The sequence below is a fragment of the Winogradskyella vincentii genome (assembly GCF_020166345.1).
In the GTDB taxonomy this organism is placed as follows: Bacteria; Bacteroidota; Bacteroidia; order Flavobacteriales; family Flavobacteriaceae; genus Winogradskyella; species Winogradskyella vincentii.
Genome location: NZ_JAIUJS010000004.1, coordinates 148,814 through 170,174, shown reverse-complemented (window position 1 = coordinate 170,174; position 21,361 = coordinate 148,814). Strand labels below are relative to the sequence as shown.

Below are 21,361 nucleotides of genomic sequence, written 5' to 3'. Positions count from 1 at the left end.
AACACGATAAAAAGCACTTTTTTCTTGGATTGTACCATATTTTGTTATATGTTTGACCCGCTTAACCTATTAACCGTTACCAGTGTCCCCAAATCTGGTAACAAACAGAAAAGGATGTACCGAAAGGCGCATCCTTTTTGATTTTATATAATCCATTTATAATTTATTCGAAACTTTGCATCTCAACAAGCTTTTTGTAAACAGCATTCTTGTCAATTAACTCTTGGTGCGTGCCTTGCTCTGCAATCTGTCCTTTTTGCATAACAACAATTTGATCAGCATTTTGAATTGTAGACAATCTGTGAGCAATGACTATTGACGTTCTATTGCGCATCATATTTTCAAGTGCTTCTTGAACTAAACGTTCACTTTCAGTGTCTAAAGCTGAGGTTGCTTCATCAAGTATCATAATAGGAGGGTTTTTCAATACTGCTCTAGCAATGCTGATACGTTGTTTTTGTCCTCCGGATAGTTTATTTCCTGAATCACCAATATTTGAATCTATGCCATTAGGTAAATCTTTAACAAATTCCCAAGCATTGGCAATTTTTAACGCGTCGATTATTTCTTCATCAGTGGCATTTTCTTTACCTAAAAGAACATTATTCTTAATACTGTCATTAAATAATATTGAATCTTGCGTGACTAATCCCAATAGGTTCCTTAAGGAATGTTTGGTTAGATTTTTAATGTTTTCACCATCAATAGTGATATTTCCTTCATTTACATCATAAAAACGAGTTACCAAATTTGCTATTGTACTTTTACCGCTTCCAGATTGACCTACTAAAGCAACACTTTTACCCTTAGCTACTGTCAAATTAAAATTCCTAAGCACAAGATCCTCTTCATATTTAAATGAAACATTGTCCAGTGTTATTTCAGAATTGAAACTTTCTTTGATTTTAGCGTTAGGTTTATCTTCAAGAGGAGAATCAGTATTTAATATTTCTAGTACACGGTCTGCGGCAGCGTTACCTGCTTTAACCTTATAACTTGCCTTACTTATCGCTTTTGCAGGTGTTAATATTTGATAGGCTAATGCCATATAACCAATAAACGCACCACCAGAAAGTGTTTTTTCTACCAATACCATACTGCCACCATACCAAAGCAATGCTGCAATTGTAACAATACCTAAAAACTCACTAGTGGGAGAGGCTAAATTTTGACGATTAATTAATGTATTTGAAAAATTGTAAAATCTATTGGTTGAATCCTTAAATCTATTATTAAATTTTTCTTCGGCATTAAATCCTTTAATTACCTTCAATCCACCAAGCGTTTCTTCCAACGTCGATAGGAATATTCCTTGTTCTCTTTGAACGCGATCGGATTTTTTCTTTAAGCTTTTACCTATTCTCGAAATGATAAATCCTGATATAGGAATGAATAGAAATACAAAAATGGTGAGTTTCACAGAAATTGTAAACATTGCAATAATTGCAAATAAAATAGTCAACGGCTCCTTTACTATTAGCTCCAAAATGGCCAAAAGAGAATTTTTCACCTCATTAACATCACCGGAAATCCTCGCGATTATATCACCTTTTTTCTTTTCTGAATAATAGGAAATTGGCAGACTTGTAACCTTAGTATAAATTTCATTTCGTAAATCCTTAAGTACGCCATTTCTTAGAAAGGTAATAAAATAAAGACCTAAATAGTTAAACAAGTTTTTAAGTAGAAACAGACTAATGATTAGAACAATCATATACAATAAGGAACGTTGTGCTCCGTATTGTTCTGATGTTGACGTTATTATGTAATTGATAAAATTCTCAACATAGTCCTTTAGGTTTCTTATCCCTTCATAAATTGGCTTTTCTGTTACCTTTTTACCTTCGCCAAATAATACATTTATCATTGGCATTAAAGAAACCATTGCCAATGTACTGAACAAGGCATAAAAAATATTTGAGATTATATTTAATATTCCATAACGCTTGTAAGGAACAATAAATCTCGCAAGTTTTTTGATATAATCCATTAATTATAAATTCATATCCTTAAGGATAGCGTCAATTCTAGCTTCCAAATACTGCTCCGTTTTTTCAAAATCGGACACATTGTCTAATTTGGTGTTAACGCTTACGTAGAATTTAATTTTTGGTTCAGTACCACTTGGTCTTAATGCAATTTTACTTCCGTCTTCAGTATAGTAGATCAATACATTAGATTTTGGTATATCAATGTTACTTTGGGAGTTGTTGACCATATCCTTTGCAATTGACAATTGATAATCTTCTACTCTAATCACCTTCGATCCATTTACTTCACTTAGTGGGTTTTCCCGAGCATCAACCATCATTTGTTTAATCTCCTGCGCACCTTCAATACCTTTTTTAGTAAGCGAAACCAAACGTTCTTTGTAGAACCCAAATTCTGAATATAGTCCTATTAAACTTTTGTAGAATGAACTTCCTTTTGATTTAGCTTCTGCAGCAATTTCACAAGCTAATAAGGTTGAAGTATTTGCATCCTTATCTCTTACAAAATCACCTACCATATAGCCAAAACTTTCTTCACCACCACCAATAAAATCCATATCTGGAAAATCTTTTATCATTTTGGCAATCCATTTAAAACCGGTTAATCCAATTTTAAGTTCAGTATTATAACCATCTGCCAAAGCTTGCATCATTGGTGTTGAAACAATGGTAGAGCCAATAAACTCGTTGCCATTCAATCTGCCTTCTTTTTTCCAATTGTTTAGTAAAAACTCAGTCATTACAACCATGGTTTGGTTTCCGTTTAGAAGTTTCATGTTGCCTTCTAAATCGCGTATTGCTATTCCTAATCTATCGCTATCAGGATCAGTGCCAATTACAATATCAGCATTAGTTTTTTCAGCAAGTTCCATAGCCATTTTAAGTGCTTCTGGTTCTTCAGGGTTTGGTGAAACAACTGTTGGGAAATTCCCGTTAGGTTCAGCCTGTTCTTCAACGATTTGTACATTACTGTATCCTGCACGTTTTAAGGTTTCTGGAATGGTAGTAATGGATGTACCGTGAAGTGAGGTGAATACAATTTTTAGATTACCTCTTGCTTCTTGAGACGTAAAACTTCCCTTGTTAACAGAAGCATTAATGAATACATCATCTACATCTTTACCTATGTATTGGATTAGGTTTTCGTTAGCATCAAATTTAATTTGATCATAATTCAAACTATTTATCTCAGCAATAATTTCTGCGTCTTGTGGAGGTACTAATTGACCACCATCTTGCCAATATACCTTATATCCATTATACTCTGGTGGGTTATGAGATGCCGTTAATACAATACCACAATGGCAATTTAAATGTTTAAGGGCAAACGATAATTCTGGTGTTGGTCTTAAATCTTCAAAAAGGTAAACCTTGATTCCATTTGCCGAAAAAACATCTGCAACGACCTTACCAAATGTTTGGCTATTATGTCTACAATCATATGCAATTGCTACTTTTATATCTTCATTTGGAAACACCTTTTTTAAATAGTTACTAAGGCCTTGAGTATTTTTACCTAATGTGTACTTATTTATGCGATTGGTTCCCAGTCCCATAATGCCGCGCATACCTCCAGTTCCAAACTCCAAATCTTTATAAAAGCTTTCTTCTAATTCTTTAGGATTAGATGCAATAAGGTTCTTTATTTGAGTTTGAGTCTCTTCATCAAAACTTGGTGTTAGCCAAGTGTTTACACGCTTTAGAATTTCTGGTTTTATATAAATCATGCTGTAAAATATTTATAGTATAAAGGTAAACAATTACCGATTTTGTTAATGTTATTTTGGTGAATTTAATTCTTTGTCTATGTTATAGCGTTGTTGTTGTCTTTTTGTTCTAAGTATTAGTTCTCCTAAGAAACCTGCAATAAAAAACTGAACACCAATTATCATTGTTGCTAATGCAATGAAAAACTGTGGTCTGTCAGTTATTAGCCTTCCTTTAGGATTTAAAAAGAGTTTGTCTATTCCAAGATAAAAGGCGAAGCCAAATCCTATTATAAACATTATTACACCGAGAGCTCCAAATAAGTGCATTGGTCGCCTTCCGAATTTAGAAATAAACCATACGGTTACGAGGTCTAAAAAACCATTAATAAATCTATTCATGCCAAATTTTGTATGTCCATATTTACGAGCTTGATGCTGTACTACCTTTTCACCTATTTTTGTGAATCCGGCATTTTTTGCCAGAACTGGTATGTAACGATGCATTTCTCCGTAAACATCTATGTTTTTAACCACTGCCTTCTTATAAGCCTTTAAACCACAATTAAAATCATTGAGTTTAACTCCAGACGTTTTTCTTGCGGCCCAATTAAATAATTTAGAAGGAATATTTTTTGCTATAACCGAATCGTACCGCTTTTTCTTCCAACCAGAAACTAAGTCATATCCATCATTTATAATCAAATTATAAAGCTCAGGGATTTCTTCAGGATTATCTTGTAAATCTGCATCCATTGTAATTATAACATCTCCTTCCGCTTTGGCAAAGCCAGCATGCAATGCTTGAGACTTACCAAAGTTTCTGAGGAACTTGATGCCTTTTACGCTTTTATTGGAAATAGAAAGTTGTTGGATTACATCCCAAGAATTATCAGTACTACCATCATCAATAAATAGAATTTCGTATGAAAACGAATTGGATTGCATCACTGATACAATCCAATCGTGTAATTCTTTTAAAGAATCTTCTTCATTAAGTAGTGGTATTACTACTGATATGTTCATATTTTAAAAGTCTTCGTAAGTAGACCTCAAAAATAATTAAATTATTTAAGCATTAGTTAGATTTAGTTTTCATTACTAAACCACCTATTATTGAATAAATTAATCCAAAGAATGCACTCATAGCTACCCAAAAAGCAGATCCGATAAATGGGTTAAACATCATTTCTACCATTTTCATACTTTGGTCTAACTGTGCTTGTGACATGTTAGGATTCTGTTCAATAGTTTTATCTCGAATAACCTCCATCATTTGGGGCATAAAATCTGGGTCAATTACATAGTTAAAAAGTAACCCATAAATTAAATAAACAATTGCACTTATTACTGCAATAGATAATCCAACTTTTATTGCATCACCAAGGCTAAGGGTATTCGCATTGGCTTTTTTGTATTGACTAATTGCATACATAATAACAACTGGGAAGGCTATGTAATAAATGATATTTGGCCATTGCTCTCCTTGGAGTGCTAAGCCAGTTACGTAGGTTACAACACCTATTGCTATCATTAATACACCAAGAATTACTCCATAATTAAGTGCGAATTTACCAGCTGTTGGTTTCTGATTTTCCATGATTGAATTTTGATTTTTTAGTTAATTGTCTAGTTAGTATATAAATATAAGGAATTGTTACATCATAAATAACAAATAAAAAAGAATAAAAAGATTGTACATTTACAAAAAATACTTAAATTTGCACCTCGAAAAAATTGAATGTAAGTTTAAACAATTTAGTGATGAAAGCAGGAATACATCCAGAAAATTATAGATTAGTAGCGTTTAAAGATATGTCTAATGATGATGTGTTTTTAACTAAGTCTACTGCTGATACAAATGAAACTATTGAAGTAGATGGTGTTGAATATCCATTGGTTAAGTTGGAGATTTCTAGAACATCTCATCCATACTATACTGGTAAATCTAAATTAGTAGATACTGCTGGTCGTATTGATAAATTCAAAAACAAATACGCTAAGTTTAAAAAATAAGTTTAGCTACAACAACATATTAAAAAAGGCCTTTCTTACAACAGAAAGGCTTTTTTGTTTTATACAATTACGCTACTTTTGATAAGTAACTAAAGCAACGTCCTTATTATGAATTACATATTATTTGATGGTCCATACCGAAACAACCTATTACCCTTTACATATACAAGACCTGTTGCAGACATTAGAGTTGGGATTCTTACAATACGTCAGAAATGGGAATCATATTTAGAGTATACAACAACAACAGTTACAGAGGATTATCTGGCAGATAAGTATCCAATGGTAGAAATGGAGGATAACATAATGATTAACGCCTCTTTTCTTCCAAATATGGAAGTGTCAGAGCTTGTTAAGGGGCTTAAACATAATCAGGCATTATTTAATGGAGAGGATGTTATTGCGTTCTTTGCGAAGGAAGGTGAAGAGGTCAAGGATTTTTCAAATTTCGAGGCGATTGATTTTAATGGTGAAATAATAAAAATTGAACACACGTGGGATATTTTTTCAAAAAATGGAGATGCAATCTCAGAAGATTTTAATCTAATAACAAAAGGCCGTCAATCACAACCTATACCAACAACATTAAATACTATTAAGCCTGAAAATATTTTTATTGAAAAAGGTGCAAAATTGGAGTATGTGACTCTAAATGCTAGTTCTGGCCCTATTTATATCGGTAAGGATGCAGAGGTAATGGAGGCCTCTGTAATTAGAGGCCCGTTTGCACTTTGCCAAAACGCAACTGTTAAGTTGGCCTCTAAAATTTATGGACCTACTACCGTTGGACCATATAGCAAGGTTGGTGGAGAGGTAAATAATTCGGTGCTGTTTGGTTATTCAAATAAAGGACATGATGGATTTTTAGGTAATTCTGTTCTTGGAGAATGGTGCAATTTAGGAGCGGATACCAATAATTCAAATTTAAAAAATAATTATGCCGAAGTTAGACTTTGGGATTATAAAACAGAAGGGTTTGCTAAAACAGGTCTTCAATTTTGTGGACTAATGATGGGAGACCATAGTAAGTGCGGTATTAATACTATGTTTAATACTGGTACGGTTGTTGGTGTTAGTTCAAATATATTTGGAAGTGGATTCCCTCGTAATTTTGTTCCAAGTTTTTCTTGGGGCGGAAGCAAAGGTTTTGTAACCTATAAAACGAACAAGGCTTTTGAAGTAGCAGAGGTTGTTATGGCGAGGCGAGGCGAGAAATTTACAAATAAAGACAAAGCAATATTAGTACACGTTTTTGAACAAACAAAACAATACCGAAGAGAATAACCATGTTTAGAATTAAGATTACTTTTCTATTATTATTCACGCTCACCTTTTCTTTTTCCCAAAGTAAGGATGTGGAAGTGACACAATTATCAATAAATTCAAATCTAGATCATTTCGCGGCTAGAGTTGTTGGCGATAAAGTTTTTTTTAGCCATAATCTTACTACAAAAAGAGGAAGACCAATAAAAGATAAGTATTCGGGATTTGTATATGGTATCTATGAAGGTGAAATGTCTAAAGATGGTGAAATTATCAATTCAAAGCCAATAGTAAAGACAGAACTTGGACAATTTAATATGTCTGCTGCAACCTATTCAAAAGATGGCAAATTCATGTATTTTACTTCTAATCATTCGGGTAAAGGATCTAATAAATTAAAAGGAATTGAAACTTACAATCTTTTAATACAACGAGCTGAGTATGTTGAAGGAAAGGGTTGGACAAATTTTGAAACTTTACCATTCTGTAAACCGAATAATAATTTTGCGCATCCGGCTTTAAGTCCAGATGGCAACACACTATATTTTATTGCTGATATCAGAGGAACAAAGGGAAAATCAGATCTTTATAAAGTGTCTGTATCAAATCACAAGACTTATGGTGAGGTTACAAAATTGAGCGAAACTATAAACTCTTCAAGAACTGAAATATTTCCATTTGTTAGTGCAGATAACGTCTTATACTTTACATCTAATCGTAGATATGGTAAGGGTGGGTTAGACATTTATAGTTATGACTTAGAATCAAGCGACCCAGAGCAAATACCAGTTTCTCTGGAAACTCCAATAAATAGTCCTGGTGATGATTTCTCTTTTTTCTTAAATGATGATTTAACAACTGGTTATTTATCATCTAGACGTCTTAAAGGAGCAGGAGGTGACGATCTATATTATTTCAGTAAATTTTAGATTTTTTAACTGATTTTAATTCTAATAAGTTAGTTGCGTTTATACCAAGACCGTTCACTGTTTTACGTGTAAATCTTACAACTTCATCATAGAACATCGGTACAACGGGAGCTGATGTCATTACAAGGGAATCCATTCTTGTATAAAGTTTAGATCGTTCTCCAGGATCAGTCTCTAAATAAGATGCTTCATATAATTTATCAAAAATTTCGGTTTTATAATGTGTGTAATTTGGTCCATTTGGAGCAAAATTATTACTGTAATAAAGTGATAAATAATTTTCTGCATCAGGATAGTCAGCCACCCAACTTGCTCTAAAAAAATCTAACTGTCCATTTGCTTTAGCATCTTTTAAACTTGAAGCTGGTATTACATCCACATTTACATTTAAGCCTATTTTCTGAATTTCTCTTTGTATAAATTCGCAAAAATCTAGATAGTTGCTAGTAGTGGTTAAAGTAATTTCTGGATTTAAAATACCTGTTTCCTTTTTAAACTCTTCAATAAGTTGGCTAGCTAGTTCTGGGTTATAAGAGAAGCCTATTTCCTTATTATACCCTGGGAGCCCTTTAGGAATAAAACCACCATTGGCAGGTGTACCTATTCCATTTCGTAAATAGGTAATCATTTTATTACGATCAAACCCAAGATTGATTGCTTTTCTTAATTTAAGATTCTGAATAGGTTTAACCTTCGTTTCCATAAAAAAGGCTAGGTATTCTGTATTGAGATACGGACCCCTTATCATGTTTACATCATTTTCATACAACGGTTTTAGTTTACCATCGGTCGTCAAAATTTCATCCTTGTAAGAAGCGTCTAATCCAGAAACAAAATCAATATTACCTTGTGCAAATTGCAAGAATTCACTTTGCTTATCCGGTAAAAAGGTTACGGCAACAGCTTCTAAATAAGGTAATTGATTACCATCACTAGAAGTTTCAAAATAATTATTGTTCCTTCGAAATACAAGCTTAATATTTTCCTCCCATCTTTTAAATTTAAAAGGACCTGTACCGATAGGGTTAGACCTAAATTCACTACCGTAATGTTCAACAATCTCCTTTGGTACAACTGAGCAATACTTCATTGTTAAGAGTCCTAAAAATGCAGGAAACGGTTGTTTAAGTCTAATCTGAAAAGTTGTGTCATTAATTGCTTTAAAACTATCAACTTTATTTAAAACCCAGCTACCAGGTGATGCTAAGGAATTGTCTTTTAGTCTATCCAGACTATATTCAAAATCTAAAGCTTTAACGATTCGGGAAGAATCCTTACCAAATAGAGGGTGCTTATGAAAATACACATCGTCTCTAAGTTTGAAAGTATAAACTCTGGCACTATCAGTAATCTTCCAATTCGTTGCAATACATGGCTTTACATTCAGTAAGTCATCCATTTGCACTAGTCCATTAAATAATTGGTGTGTTGCCCAGATATCTGCTATATCCTTTGAGAATGCAGGATCTAGTGAACTTATATTTTTATGTTCATTATACCTGAAAACAAGGTGGTCTTTTTCAGATTCGTTTTTTGAAAAACAAGAAACCAAAATTAAACAACTAAACACTGCTAGTAAGTAGTTGAATAAGAATCTCCTGTGTTTTAGCATATAACTTATATATTGTAAATTTGCAGACTCTAAATTTAGAGAAGAGTAAATATATACCATTAATGATCTTGAAACAAGTTCAAGAGACCAAAACATGGAAACAAAGAAAGTAGCTTTTTATACACTAGGTTGTAAACTTAATTTCTCTGAAACTTCAACTATCTCTAGGAGTTTTAATGATGAAGGATTTCAGCGTGTTGATTTCAAGGAGAAGGCAGATATCTACGTCATAAATACCTGTTCTGTAACTGAAAATGCCGATAAAAGATTTAAAACTATTGTTAAACAAGCTCAAAAAGTAAATCCGGAAGCTTTTGTTGCTGCTATTGGTTGTTATGCTCAGCTTAAACCTGAAGAACTTGCTGATGTTAATGGAGTAGATTTGGTATTAGGAGCCACCGAGAAGTTTAAAATTACTGATTACCTGAATGATCTTTCTAAAAATGATTTTGGCGAAGTACACTCATGTGAAATTGAAGAAGCAGATTTCTATGTTGGTAGTTATTCCATTGGAGATAGAACAAGAGCATTTTTAAAAGTACAAGATGGATGTGATTATAAATGTACGTACTGTACAATTCCATTAGCTCGTGGCATATCGAGAAGTGATACTATGGAGAATGTGTTAAAGAATGCGCAAGAAATATCTCAAAAAGGTATCAAGGAGATTGTTTTAACTGGTGTAAATATTGGTGATTATGGCAAGGGTGAATTTGGTAATAAGAAACACGAACATACTTTTTTAGATTTAGTTACAGAACTTGATAAAGTAAAAGGGATAGAACGTTTAAGAATATCATCCATTGAACCCAATTTATTAAAGAATGAAACTATAGACCTTGTTTCTAAATCCAGGGCATTTGTACCACATTTTCACGTGCCACTTCAAAGTGGGAGTAATGAGTTGCTAAAAAGAATGAAACGCCGTTACATGCGGGAATTATATGTTGATAGGGTTTCGAAAATAAAACAAGTAATGCCTCATGCATGCATTGGTGTAGATGTTATAGTTGGTTTCCCGGGAGAAACAGATGAGTTGTTTTTGGAGACTTATAACTTTTTAAATGAACTCGATATTTCGTACCTACATGTATTTACTTATTCTGAAAGAGACAATACAGAAGCTGCGGAAATGGATGGTGTTGTACCTAATAATATAAGGGCAAAGCGAAGTAAAATGCTTAGAGGGCTATCAGTTAAGAAGCGTAGAGCATTTTATGAAAGTCAACTGAACACCGATCGCGTAGTATTATTTGAAGGTGAAAACAAACAAGGCTATATACATGGATTTACTGAAAATTATGTAAAGGTCAAGGCACCTTGGAATCCCGAATTAGTGAATACACTACACAAGGTTAAACTAACCAAAATTGATGAAGATGGTTTGGTACGCTTTAATTTTAAAGAAGCTCTAGTCCATTAAAATAAAAAACCCACAACTATAATAAGTCATGGGTTTTTAAAATGTATTTCTTTTTCAAATTATATACGAATACCTACTGGTAACATTCGCTTATATTTTCTATTACTTCTTACAAATTTTGCTATTTCTGGACTTGTTGGTACCACACTGATATTTCTATCTTTAATATTATCAAATACCATCGCCAAAAATTCTTTTTCAAAAGTGTCAGACTTCATTACGTCTGGAATTACCATTTTAGTCAGGAATATTTTGCGTTCTTGAAGGGAATATTCAATAACAGCCATGTCGTTATCTACCTTTAATTCAAATTGACGTAGGAAATCATTATCAATCAATTCAACAGTTTCTGTCATATTTACGTTATTTAAGATTAGCGGTTGGCGTGTAGATTCTATAATTTATATAGATTTGCAGTGCAAAGGTACAAATTATTAGGGAATTCTCCTAAGTTATAACTGTTAAATGCTTCTGAAATGGGCATTTATAAAGGCCTAACAACATTATAAGCTCTAAATTGAAACTGAAAATGGCTTCTGAAATTACACATGTCTATTTAATGCCAGGTATGGCTGCGAGCCCAACTATTTTTGAGTATATAAAACTACCGGAGGACAAATACAAAATTCATTGGTTAGAGTGGCAAATTCCTGGAAAGAACGAAACTTTAGAGGAATACGCTAAACGAATGTGCAATTTTATTACTGAAGACAATATAGTGCTTTTAGGTGTCTCATTTGGAGGTATTTTGGTGCAAGAAATGAGTAAGTTTTTAAATATTAAAAAATTATTTGTGGTTTCAAGTATTAAATCTCGTCATGAATTACCAAAGAGGTTTAAACTTTTAAAAATTACAAAAGCATATAAAATATTACCCACCCAATTGGTTGGAAATGTTGATTTTTTGGCAAAGTATGCTTTTGGAGAAACTATTAAAAAACGTGTTGACCTTTATAAAAAATATTTGTCGGTTAATGACAAAGTTTACCTAGACTGGTCAATAAAGCAAGTATTATGTTGGTCACAAGATGAACCAAACCCAAATGCTATATATATTAATGGTGATAATGATTCTGTATTTCCTCATTCTTGTGTTGGAGATTGTATAGTAATTAAAGGAGGTACACATATTATGATTATTAATAAATATAAGTGGTTTAATGAAAATTTACCAAAACTTATAGAGTCCTGAATTTGAAAGAATTAAATAGATTTTTTACATTTAGACAAAATTGAAAGCCATGCAAATCTTAAAAAACGTATTAGCCGGTATTGGATTAATCTGTATTTCAGGTTTATTCATCTTTGCAATGCAGAAGGCACCTTCTGATGAAACATTAGGCAAAGAACAACCTATTTTAAACGATTATAACGTCTACGCACTTGAAATGCCAGAGGACTTAAATTTTGCTGGGGAAGCCGTACCAGTTGAGAATCCTGACATATATGAGAGAATGGACAGAGAACTTTTAGTTAATACTTATTGGCAATCAAATGGATTGTTGATGTTTAAAAGAGCTCAAAAATATTTTCCGATTATTGAACCAATATTAGAAAAAAATGGTGTCCCTAATGATTTTAAATATTTAGCCGTTATAGAGAGTGGTTTGACTAATGCAGTATCACCAGCTGGAGCAAGGGGTTTTTGGCAAATAATGAAAACAACTGGTCGTGAAAACGGATTAGAGGTCAATAGCAATGTTGATGAACGCTATAATTTAGAATTGGCTACTGAAGTTGCTTGTAATTATTTAAAAAAGGCTAAAGAAAAACTTGGTTCTTGGACTTTGGCTGCCGCAGCATATAATGCTGGTAATGCTGGAATTTCAAGAAGATTAAACGAACAAGATGTTGATAATTATTACGATTTATTACTTGGAGAAGAGACAGGACGCTACATGTTTAGAATTGTTGCTCTAAAGGAAATTCTAAATAACCCTGCCAAGTATGGTTTTAACTTTAATAAGGATCACCTGTACAAACCAATACCAACTTATAAAATAGAAGTTGATACAGCCGTAACTGATTTTACTCAGTTTGCTGAACGTTTTGGTATTAATTATAAGATTTTAAAGCTTCACAATCCTTGGTTGCGAGAAAAGCACCTCAATAATAAATCAAGGAAAATGTACCAAATTGAAATTCCTGTAGAAGGATATTACAAAACCATACCCTAAAATTTGGAGTTTGTAAAAGATAACCTCCTTTATGTATTATTTGGGCTTAATTATTTCTTGGCCTTATCTGCAACTATTACGTTGCTTTTCAAAAAGATAAATCCAACCAAGACATTGACGTATATAATCGTTTTATTGGTTTTTCCCTTCTTTGGGCTCATAGTGTATTATCTTTTTGGACAAGACTATAGGAAAACCAAGCTATTTAACAGAAAACGTGTTTTAAATCAATCAATAATAGCCAAAATTCAGAATGAGCTGGAAATTGATTTCAATACAATTTCTGAAATCGATGAATTGCTCGAGGAAAAATCTAAACTAATTCCGCTTTTATATAATAGTGAACAATCTAAGTTAACCTTAAAAAATGATGTTAAGGTTATAGGTAGTGGTGATGAAAAATTAGAGCTATTGTTAAAAGATCTAGATCAAGCAAAGAGCCATATTCATCTAGAGTACTTTATTTTTAAGGATGACAAAACAGGTAAAGAAGTACTAGATATATTGTATCAAAAGGCAAAAGACGGCCTAGAAGTTAAGCTGATAATTGATGATGTTGGAAGTTCTATTTCAAGAAAGCACATTTCTCAGCTTAAAAATAGTGGTGTCGAAATATATAAATTTATGCCAGTTCTCTTTAGCCGTTTTACAGGTAAGATGAACTATCGTGATCACAGAAAAATTTTAATAATTGATGGTAAAATTGGTTATGTCGGTGGCATTAATATTTCAAACAATTACCTTAACAAAAGAAATAAAAGATTTTGGCGAGACGCTCACTTGAGAATATATGGAGAAGCTGTTCATCAACTTCAAATATTATTTTTTACAACTTGGGATTTTGTTAGCAATGGAGAACTCAAAGTAGATGAATCTCACTTTCCAAAACTAGAAATAGATTCTAAAATCCCTCTACAAATTGCGGCTAGTGGGCCAGATACAGATTGGTCTAACATAATGGAGGCAATTTTTGTGGCTATTACCAATGCTGAAGAGTTTATTTACTTAACAACACCATATTTTATTCCTAATGATGAAATAGTGACCGCTTTGCAAGTAGCTACCAGAAGTAATATAGAGGTTAAGATGATATTGCCAAAGAAGTCAGACTCTTGGATTGCTGAATATGCAACAAATTCCTATATAGAAAAACTATTGACTGCTGGTGTTAAGGTGTACCAATACCACAAGGGATTTATCCACTCTAAAACTATGGTTGTGGATGATGTCTTTTCTTCTGTTGGAACGGCTAACATGGATTATAGGAGCTTTAATATTAACTTTGAGGTCAATGCTTTAATTTACAATAAGGATGTTAGTAGTGAGGTGAAAAAAATGTTTAAAGAAGATTTATGTAATTCAAGTCAAGTAGACCTAGAAGAATGGCAAAAACGTTCTACCAAGAACAAATTTCTTGAGGGTCTAGCGCGTTTAATGGCACCATTACTGTAAAATTATTATCTTCTACTTCTTCTGTTTTGTCTAGATGAAGTTGGCTGTCCGTAATGTTGTCGAGGTATTGAAGCCTTTTTCATTTGTTGCTTCATCATCTTAATCTGATCAGCAATCATATCTCTCTTATCAAGCTTTTCTGCCTCAGACAATAGTTTTTGTGCTTCTTGCTTTCGTCTTTTAGAGAAGGCTATTCCAGCAAGATTTAATTTTGCCATAGCTAAATCATGATCCATTGACAATCCTAAATTAATAGCATTCTTAAAGTACTTTTCTGCCTCGTTCATATTGGTCTGTGAAACCATTATACCATTAAGATAGTTCAGATATCCTTGTTGCTTCCTTACTAGTGAGGCTTTAGGGTTTTTAATTTTATCAAGCCATTTTTTTGCACCTACAAAATCTTGCTTGCGCAATCTTAAAAAGGCAAGTAGTATTATTTCATTTTTAAAATAAAGAAATATGAATATTGTAGATAATAGAATATACATAATACCATTACCAATGTATCCTTCAGTGAACTGATATATGGCATATGCAACTATTAGTGCGGTAATAACTAGTTTTATATTTTTATTAAACATGTAGTTGTATATTTTTTGGAAGGGCAAAGTTAATAAAAAGTAATAGAAATATTTTTATTTAGGTACTTGTTAAAGTAAAAACTTGTTGTATATTTGCACGCAGTTTTGAGATAAGGCTCAAACTTAAAAAGATATTTAGATTTTAAAAAGATAGGACAATGCCAAAAAGAACGTTTCAACCGTCGAAAAGAAAGAGAAGAAACAAGCACGGTTTCAGAGAAAGAATGGCTTCTGTTAATGGAAGAAAAGTTTTAGCACGTAGAAGAGCTAAAGGTAGAAAGAAGTTGTCTGTATCTTCAGAATCAAGACATAAGAAATAATGATTAACAATTGTTAATATTTTTAAGGTGTTACTTAGATGTAACACCTTTTTTTGTACCCAAGTGATAATTATTTTTGCACACCAAAACAAATACTCATGCCAAAAAACAAAAACATCAAATCAATTTTACTAATCGGTTCAGGTCCAATAATCATAGGTCAAGCATGTGAGTTCGACTATTCAGGTTCCCAGGCTTTAAGATCTTTAAGAGAGGATGGAATTGAAACCATATTAATTAATTCCAACCCAGCAACAATAATGACGGACCCTACTATGGCGGATCATGTATATCTTTTGCCATTAACAACCAAGTCTATCATTAAAATATTAAAGGAACACCCTCAGATTGATGCTGTATTACCAACCATGGGAGGACAAACTGCTCTTAATCTATGTATAGAGGCTGATGACAAGGGTATTTGGGACGATTTTGATGTAGAGATTATTGGTGTTGATATCGACGCGATTAATATAACAGAGGATAGAGAGAAGTTTAGAGAATTGATGTTAGAGATTGGTGTTGGCATGGCACCACAGGAAACGGCAACATCTTTCTTAAAGGGTAAAGAAATCGCTCAAGAATTTGGTTTTCCATTATGTATTAGAGCGTCATTTACCTTGGGAGGTGCTGGAGCTTCAATTGTTTACGATGAAGCAGAATTTGACGAAGCATTAACAAGAGGGTTGGAAATTTCTCCAATCCATGAGGTAATGATTGATAAGGCAATGATGGGCTGGAAAGAGTATGAGCTTGAGTTGTTAAGAGATAAAAATGATAATGTTGTTATTATTTGTACAATAGAGAATATGGATCCAATGGGTATTCATACAGGTGATTCGATTACAGTTGCACCAGCAATGACATTATCAGATAAGACGTTCCAAAAGATGCGTGATATGGCAATCCATATGATGCGTAGTATTGGAGATTTTGCAGGTGGTTGTAATGTTCAGTTTGCAGTAAGTCCTGATGAAGAAGAAGAAATTATAGCAATTGAAATTAATCCACGTGTATCTCGTTCATCTGCATTAGCAAGTAAAGCAACAGGATATCCTATTGCGAAGGTGGCAGCTAAATTAGCCTTAGGTTATACTTTAGATGAATTAAGCAACCAGATAACAAAATCGACTTCAGCTTTATTTGAACCAACCTTAGATTATGTAATTGTTAAAATACCACGTTGGAATTTCGATAAGTTCGAAGGTTCAGATAGAACACTTGGACTTCAAATGAAGGCAGTAGGTGAAGTTATGGCAATAGGCCGTTCATTCCAAGAGGCTTTGCACAAAGCCACACAATCATTAGAGATTAAACGCAATGGTTTAGGAGCGGACGGAAAAGGCTATAAGAACTACGAACAAGTAATAGATAAACTTACAAATGCAAGTTGGGATAGGGTATTTGTGATTTATGATGCAATACAAATGGGTATACCATTAAGTCGTATTCATGAGATCACAAAAATTGATATGTGGTACTTAAAACAATATGAAGAATTATTCCATTTAGAAAAGGAAATTTCTAATTATAGTATTCAGACTATTGAAAGAGAATTGTTACTTGAAGCCAAGCAAAAAGGATATGGTGACCGTCAGATAGCCCACATGTTAGGATGTTTAGAAAGCCAAGTATATAATAAAAGACGTGAGTTTAATATTAATAGGGTATATAAGTTGGTTGATACATGTGCTGCGGAGTTTAAAGCAGAGACACCATATTATTATTCAACATTTGAAAGTGAAGTTGAAACTGCTGAAGGTGAAGTATCAGTTCACAATGAAAGTAAAGTAACGGATCGTAAGAAAATTATAGTTCTAGGCTCTGGACCAAATAGAATTGGTCAAGGAATTGAGTTTGACTACTGTTGTGTTCATGGTGTTTTAGCTGCGGCGGAGTGTGGTTACGAAACTATTATGATAAACTGTAATCCTGAAACAGTTTCTACTGATTTTGATATTGCCGACAAGCTTTATTTTGAACCTGTCTTTTGGGAGCATATTTATGATATTATACAGCATGAAAAGCCTGAAGGTGTTATAGTACAGTTAGGTGGTCAAACAGCTTTAAAACTAGCAGAAAAGTTAGAAAGATGGGGCGTGAAAATTATGGGAACAAGTTTCCAATCATTGGATTTGGCTGAAGATAGAGGAAGCTTCTCAACATTATTAAAGAAAAATAATATTCCGTATCCAGAATTTGACACAGCAGAAAGTGCAGAACAAGCACTAGAAGTTGCAGATAGATTAAACTTCCCAATATTGGTAAGACCTTCTTATGTACTTGGTGGTCAAGGGATGAAGATTGTTATTAATAAGCAAGAGCTAGAAGAACATGTTATTGACTTATTAAAATCTATTCCAGGAAATAAATTGTTATTAGACCATTATCTTGATGGTGCAATAGAGGCAGAGGCAGATGCCATATGTGATGCTGACGGAAATGTCTACATAATAGGTATCATGGAGCATATAGAACCTTGCGGTATACATTCTGGAGATAGTAATGCAACACTACCAGCATTTAATCTTGGTGATTTAGTTATGCAACAAATAATTGATCATACGCATACTATTGCGAGAGCATTAAATACTGTTGGTTTAATAAACATTCAATTTGCCATTAAAGATGATACGGTATTTATAATTGAAGCTAATCCAAGAGCGTCTCGTACTGTTCCATTTATAGCAAAAGCTTATAAAGAACCATATGTTAACTATGCCACTAAAGTTATGCTTGGTGAGAAAAAAGTTACTGACTTCAATTTCAATCCAAAGCTTGATGGATATGCCATTAAACAGCCAGTATTCTCTTTTAATAAATTCCCAAATGTTAACAAGCAATTAGGGCCAGAAATGAAAAGTACTGGAGAGAGTATATTGTTTATAGATAGTCTGAAAGATGATGAATTCTATGATTTATATTCGCGTCGAAAGATGTATTTAAGTAAGTAAATTCTTTCTATTTGTTAAAGTTAGCATGGTATTTGCCATATTATTATTAACTTAGCTTAAAATAACCTACATATGAAAAGAACTTTACTTTTATTTTCCATTTGTTTAATCTCTTTTGGTCTTACTGCTCAAGTTGTCTTAAATCAAGTAGATGATTTCCAAGGTGGAACTACAGAAAATTGGAGAATTGGTGGTGCTGGTAATGCTTCTAATGGTCCCATTAATGTAGCAGATGCTGGCCCTAGTGGAGTTGGTGATAACTGTTTGCAATACACTTCTTTAGGCTCAGGTACAGTCGCAAGTAAAATGGTTTTTTATTCTCAAAACAGCCAATGGAGTGGAGACTTTACTACAGCTGGTGTGGATGAAATTAATTTTGATGTTAATGTTCAAACAAATGACTTAAACCTAAGAATAGCAATGCAAGGAACTAATGGTACTCGTATTTGTACTACAAACGCTATAAATGTTCCTTCAAATGGAACCTGGTCAAATATTACTATTCCTATTGATGCTTCTGATTTCTCTATTGTTTCTGGTGGAGGTGATGCTGCTTCGGTACTTACGGATGTTTTTACTATTCGAATTTTGAGTAGTTCTACACCAACATGGGCGAATGCGGATATTATTTCGGCAGTTATTCAAGTGGATAATATTTTAGCTTCTTCTTCATTAAGTACTGATGAATTTTCATTGGCTAAAACAGAATTTACAATTTCTCCTAATCCAGGAAGAAATAAATTAAATATAAAATTACCATCTTCGGATGGAGAAATGATTCTTGAGGTATATGATGTCTTAGGCAAAAGAGTGTACAAGGGATTAATTACTCAATTAGAATCATCAGTAAACGTTACTAATTGGAAAAGTGGTGTTTATTTGGTAAGAGTATCAAACAACGAAATAGTACAAACCAAACGCTTTATTAAGCAATAAACTCAAATAAGATACGTACTATAAAAGCCACTTTAATTAAAGTGGCTTTTTGTTTTTAGAAATCTATGACTACTCGGTAATCTTTTAGTTGATCTAAATAATTATTAACATTCTTGTAGACCAAACTCAAATCCTCCTTCTTTCTTTCCTCACTTTCCCGTCTTTTGATAGCTTTAATAAAACGTTTGGCATCTATTTTGGTTTCTAGTTTTAACCCTGGAACCTGAGTGGTTTGACCATTATCATCAATGGCAACCATTGTAAAATATGAGGAATTACAATGTTTTTTTGTTCCAGTCCTAATATTCTCAGATTCTACTCTAATACCAACTACCATAGATGAACTCCCGACGTAGTTAATTGAGGCCATCATGGTAACCAATTCACCAACTTCTATTGGGTTTAAAAAATTAACCTTGTCTACAGAAGCTGTTACACAATAGCTTCCCGAATGTTTGGATGCACATGCAAAGGCAATTTGATCCATTAAACTTAAGATATAGCCACCATGTATTTTACCTCCAAAATTAGTGTAAGATGGTAGCATTAATTCTGAAATTTGAATACGTGATTCGTCAGGTGACTTGAACATATGTTTTTAAAATGATTTATTTTAATCGAGGTCTTCAGTCGCTCGCTTAATGATACTCTCAGGTAAAGATTTTTTAGCTTTGGCACCCATTTTCTTGATTTTTTCTACACGTGAAATAAGGTTACCCTTTCCTTCAACAAGTTTGTTCATCGCAGAGGAGTAGTCGTTTTTGGCGGCGTCAATCTTTTTACCAACACCAGTTAAATCTGTAACTAATCCTTCAAATTTATCGTATAAAGCACCTGCTTGTTTTGCTATTTCAATGGCATTTTGTTGTTGTTTCTCGTTATTCCACATTGTATCAATAGTCCGTAATGTTGCTAATAATGTAGAAGGGGTTACAATAACAATATTTTGTTCAAATGCTTTATTGTATAATGAATTGTCTTCGTTTATTGCCACGGCAAAGGCTGGTTCTATTGGTATAAACATTAAGACAAAATCAGGAGACTCAATATCGTACAAATCTTGATAGTTTTTTGCTGATAACTGATCTACATGTTTCTTAATTGAATTTACATGTGCTTTAAGATATGTATCTCTGTCATCACCATCTGCATTAACCAAGCGCTCATAGTCGGTTAAGGATACCTTGGAGTCAATGATCATTTTTTTAGAATCTGGGAGATGTAAAACAACATCTGGCATTACTCGCGTACCATCTTCTCTTTGAAAATTTTGTTGTACAAAATATTCTCTATCCTTTTCTAAACCAGACTTTTCTAATACACGTTCTAAAACTAATTCTCCCCAATTACCTTGAGTTTTACTGTCTCCTTTTAAAGCTTTTGTGAGATTGGTTGCCTCTTTCGCCATTTGTTGGTTGAGGTCCTTAAGGCCTTTTAATTGCTCCTCTAGTGCTGTATGCATCTTGACACTTCGCATTTGGGTATCTTCAACCTTCTTCTCAAAACCTTGGATCTTTTCTTGTAAAGGATTTAATATGTTTTTAATATTTTCTTTATTCTGCTCTGTGAACTTGTTGGATTTTTCTTCAAGAATTTTATTTGCTAATAATTCAAAATCTTTACGTAATTGTTCTTGGCGTTCTTCTAATTCCTTATCTCGTCGTAAGTTCTGTTGCTGTAGGTTTTCAATTTCTGTATTACGTTTAGAAAGTTCAGAGTTTAAAAATTCCTTGTCCCTTCTAATGGCTTCGCGTTCTGATTCAATCTTTTCAACATTTTGTTTTAAATCTTCTATTGTGTTGCTTAATTGGTGTTGGCGTTCTTCTAAAGCGCTCTTATCTCCTTTACTTTTTAATACGGCAAATTGTAAACCAAGAAAAGCTCCAATACCGGCTGATATTATAATTGTAATAAAAAGTATGAGTGTGTCATTCATGTTGAAAAGTGTATTTCTCAAAGATAAAGTTTAAATACCTAAAATAAAATGGTATTTACTTA

19 protein-coding genes are annotated in these 21,361 nt (G+C 33.1%); 10 read left to right on the top strand and 9 right to left on the bottom strand.

The window, feature by feature from the left end; translation table 11 throughout:
* Positions 1–163: 163 nt before the first annotated feature.
* The 4 genes from LBV24_RS09380 to LBV24_RS09365 are packed head-to-tail and all read right to left on the bottom strand — an operon-like array spanning position 164 to position 5,297.
* Positions 164–1,990 (bottom strand): ABC transporter ATP-binding protein, encoded by a 1,827-nt coding sequence (locus tag LBV24_RS09380; protein ID WP_224478388.1) that lies wholly within the window; start codon positions 1,988–1,990, stop codon positions 164–166.
* A 3-nt stretch (positions 1,991–1,993) separates the two neighbouring features.
* Entirely contained in the window at positions 1,994–3,718 is a 1,725-nt protein-coding gene (locus LBV24_RS09375) for a phospho-sugar mutase (protein WP_224478387.1), read from the bottom strand.
* A 51-nt stretch (positions 3,719–3,769) separates the two neighbouring features.
* Positions 3,770–4,723, bottom strand: coding sequence for a glycosyltransferase family 2 protein (locus LBV24_RS09370; protein ID WP_224478386.1), 954 nt, complete (start codon positions 4,721–4,723; stop codon positions 3,770–3,772).
* Between the two features lie 52 nt (positions 4,724–4,775).
* Positions 4,776–5,297, bottom strand: coding sequence for a DUF4199 domain-containing protein (locus LBV24_RS09365; RefSeq protein WP_224478385.1), 522 nt, complete (start codon positions 5,295–5,297; stop codon positions 4,776–4,778).
* A gap of 164 nt (positions 5,298–5,461) precedes the next feature.
* On the opposite strand from LBV24_RS09365, the gene LBV24_RS09360 reads away from it, so the two are divergent.
* The 3 genes from LBV24_RS09360 to LBV24_RS09350 all read left to right on the top strand — a co-directional run bounded on the left by LBV24_RS09360 (position 5,462) and on the right by LBV24_RS09350 (position 7,905).
* Complete coding sequence (locus LBV24_RS09360; protein WP_114300980.1) at positions 5,462–5,713, top strand: type B 50S ribosomal protein L31; 252 nt, start codon at positions 5,462–5,464, stop codon at positions 5,711–5,713.
* Positions 5,714–5,821: 108 nt separating this feature from the next.
* Positions 5,822–6,997, top strand: coding sequence for a GlmU family protein (locus LBV24_RS09355; protein ID WP_224478384.1), 1,176 nt, complete (start codon positions 5,822–5,824; stop codon positions 6,995–6,997).
* A 2-nt stretch (positions 6,998–6,999) separates the two neighbouring features.
* On the top strand, positions 7,000–7,905 hold the full coding sequence (locus LBV24_RS09350; RefSeq protein ID WP_224478383.1) for a TolB-like translocation protein: 906 nt from the start codon (positions 7,000–7,002) through the stop codon (positions 7,903–7,905).
* On the opposite strand, the gene LBV24_RS09345 is transcribed toward LBV24_RS09350, so the two are convergent.
* A complete protein-coding gene (locus tag LBV24_RS09345) occupies positions 7,892–9,517 on the bottom strand; it encodes an ABC transporter substrate-binding protein (RefSeq protein WP_224478382.1) in 1,626 nt (541 codons plus the stop codon). The two genes, LBV24_RS09350 and LBV24_RS09345, sit on opposite strands and share 14 nt — an antisense overlap.
* 94 nt (positions 9,518–9,611) lie before the next feature.
* Here LBV24_RS09345 and mtaB point away from each other — a divergent pair, with 94 nt between their 5' ends.
* Positions 9,612–10,940: a tRNA (N(6)-L-threonylcarbamoyladenosine(37)-C(2))-methylthiotransferase MtaB gene (mtaB, locus tag LBV24_RS09340; RefSeq protein ID WP_224478381.1), complete on the top strand. Its 1,329-nt coding sequence runs from the start codon at positions 9,612–9,614 to the stop codon at positions 10,938–10,940.
* 59 nt (positions 10,941–10,999) lie between these two features.
* On the opposite strand, the gene LBV24_RS09335 is transcribed toward mtaB, so the two are convergent.
* The gene (locus LBV24_RS09335; RefSeq protein WP_224478380.1) at positions 11,000–11,296 is read right to left on the bottom strand and encodes an N-acetyltransferase; all 297 of its coding nucleotides are present in this window, start codon (positions 11,294–11,296) and stop codon (positions 11,000–11,002) included.
* Positions 11,297–11,469: 173 nt separating this feature from the next.
* Here LBV24_RS09335 and LBV24_RS09330 point away from each other — a divergent pair, with 173 nt between their 5' ends.
* From LBV24_RS09330 to cls, 3 genes are read left to right on the top strand one after another with little or no spacing between them, the layout of a single operon-like run.
* Complete coding sequence (locus LBV24_RS09330) at positions 11,470–12,132, top strand: alpha/beta hydrolase (protein WP_224478379.1); 663 nt, start codon at positions 11,470–11,472, stop codon at positions 12,130–12,132.
* A 49-nt stretch (positions 12,133–12,181) separates the two neighbouring features.
* Positions 12,182–13,117: a lytic transglycosylase domain-containing protein gene (locus LBV24_RS09325; RefSeq protein ID WP_224478378.1), complete on the top strand. Its 936-nt coding sequence runs from the start codon at positions 12,182–12,184 to the stop codon at positions 13,115–13,117.
* 3 nt (positions 13,118–13,120) lie between these two features.
* Positions 13,121–14,569 carry a cardiolipin synthase gene (gene cls / locus LBV24_RS09320; RefSeq protein WP_224478377.1) on the top strand — a complete coding sequence of 483 codons (1,449 nt, stop codon included), beginning with the start codon at positions 13,121–13,123 and terminating at the stop codon, positions 14,567–14,569.
* A 5-nt stretch (positions 14,570–14,574) separates the two neighbouring features.
* Here cls and LBV24_RS09315 read toward each other — a convergent pair whose 3' ends face one another.
* Entirely contained in the window at positions 14,575–15,153 is a 579-nt protein-coding gene (locus LBV24_RS09315; RefSeq protein ID WP_224478376.1) for a tetratricopeptide repeat protein, read from the bottom strand.
* 158 nt (positions 15,154–15,311) lie between these two features.
* On the opposite strand from LBV24_RS09315, the gene rpmH reads away from it, so the two are divergent.
* The 3 genes from rpmH to LBV24_RS09300 all read left to right on the top strand — a co-directional run bounded on the left by rpmH (position 15,312) and on the right by LBV24_RS09300 (position 19,363).
* A complete protein-coding gene (gene rpmH / locus LBV24_RS09310) occupies positions 15,312–15,473 on the top strand; it encodes a 50S ribosomal protein L34 (protein ID WP_114300889.1) in 162 nt (53 codons plus the stop codon).
* A 98-nt stretch (positions 15,474–15,571) separates the two neighbouring features.
* On the top strand, positions 15,572–18,427 hold the full coding sequence (carB, locus tag LBV24_RS09305) for a carbamoyl-phosphate synthase large subunit (protein ID WP_224478375.1): 2,856 nt from the start codon (positions 15,572–15,574) through the stop codon (positions 18,425–18,427).
* A gap of 72 nt (positions 18,428–18,499) precedes the next feature.
* Positions 18,500–19,363 carry a T9SS type A sorting domain-containing protein gene (locus LBV24_RS09300; RefSeq protein WP_224478374.1) on the top strand — a complete coding sequence of 288 codons (864 nt, stop codon included), beginning with the start codon at positions 18,500–18,502 and terminating at the stop codon, positions 19,361–19,363.
* A 55-nt stretch (positions 19,364–19,418) separates the two neighbouring features.
* Here the strand turns inward: LBV24_RS09300 and LBV24_RS09295 are convergent, their stop codons facing one another.
* Together LBV24_RS09295 and rmuC are read right to left on the bottom strand one after the other, a co-directional pair.
* Positions 19,419–19,955 (bottom strand): acyl-CoA thioesterase, encoded by a 537-nt coding sequence (locus LBV24_RS09295; protein WP_224478373.1) that lies wholly within the window; start codon positions 19,953–19,955, stop codon positions 19,419–19,421.
* Between the two features lie 21 nt (positions 19,956–19,976).
* The gene (rmuC, locus tag LBV24_RS09290) at positions 19,977–21,299 is read right to left on the bottom strand and encodes a DNA recombination protein RmuC (RefSeq protein WP_224478618.1); all 1,323 of its coding nucleotides are present in this window, start codon (positions 21,297–21,299) and stop codon (positions 19,977–19,979) included.
* Positions 21,300–21,361: the final 62 nt, after the last annotated feature.

Coding starts and splice junctions, on each gene's coding strand:
- LBV24_RS09380 (WP_224478388.1), bottom strand. CDS start 1,990: ATGGATTATATCAAAAAACTTGCGAGATTTATTGTTCCTTACAAGCGT.
- LBV24_RS09375 (WP_224478387.1), bottom strand. CDS start 3,718: ATGATTTATATAAAACCAGAAATTCTAAAGCGTGTAAACACTTGGCTA.
- LBV24_RS09370 (WP_224478386.1), bottom strand. CDS start 4,723: ATGAACATATCAGTAGTAATACCACTACTTAATGAAGAAGATTCTTTA.
- LBV24_RS09365 (WP_224478385.1), bottom strand. CDS start 5,297: ATGGAAAATCAGAAACCAACAGCTGGTAAATTCGCACTTAATTATGGA.
- LBV24_RS09360 (WP_114300980.1), top strand. CDS start 5,462: ATGAAAGCAGGAATACATCCAGAAAATTATAGATTAGTAGCGTTTAAA.
- LBV24_RS09355 (WP_224478384.1), top strand. CDS start 5,822: ATGAATTACATATTATTTGATGGTCCATACCGAAACAACCTATTACCC.
- LBV24_RS09350 (WP_224478383.1), top strand. CDS start 7,000: ATGTTTAGAATTAAGATTACTTTTCTATTATTATTCACGCTCACCTTT.
- LBV24_RS09345 (WP_224478382.1), bottom strand. CDS start 9,517: ATGCTAAAACACAGGAGATTCTTATTCAACTACTTACTAGCAGTGTTT.
- mtaB (WP_224478381.1), top strand. CDS start 9,612: ATGGAAACAAAGAAAGTAGCTTTTTATACACTAGGTTGTAAACTTAAT.
- LBV24_RS09335 (WP_224478380.1), bottom strand. CDS start 11,296: ATGACAGAAACTGTTGAATTGATTGATAATGATTTCCTACGTCAATTT.
- LBV24_RS09330 (WP_224478379.1), top strand. CDS start 11,470: ATGGCTTCTGAAATTACACATGTCTATTTAATGCCAGGTATGGCTGCG.
- LBV24_RS09325 (WP_224478378.1), top strand. CDS start 12,182: ATGCAAATCTTAAAAAACGTATTAGCCGGTATTGGATTAATCTGTATT.
- LBV24_RS09315 (WP_224478376.1), bottom strand. CDS start 15,153: ATGTTTAATAAAAATATAAAACTAGTTATTACCGCACTAATAGTTGCA.
- rpmH (WP_114300889.1), top strand. CDS start 15,312: ATGCCAAAAAGAACGTTTCAACCGTCGAAAAGAAAGAGAAGAAACAAG.
- carB (WP_224478375.1), top strand. CDS start 15,572: ATGCCAAAAAACAAAAACATCAAATCAATTTTACTAATCGGTTCAGGT.
- LBV24_RS09300 (WP_224478374.1), top strand. CDS start 18,500: ATGAAAAGAACTTTACTTTTATTTTCCATTTGTTTAATCTCTTTTGGT.
- LBV24_RS09295 (WP_224478373.1), bottom strand. CDS start 19,955: ATGTTCAAGTCACCTGACGAATCACGTATTCAAATTTCAGAATTAATG.
- rmuC (WP_224478618.1), bottom strand. CDS start 21,299: ATGAATGACACACTCATACTTTTTATTACAATTATAATATCAGCCGGT.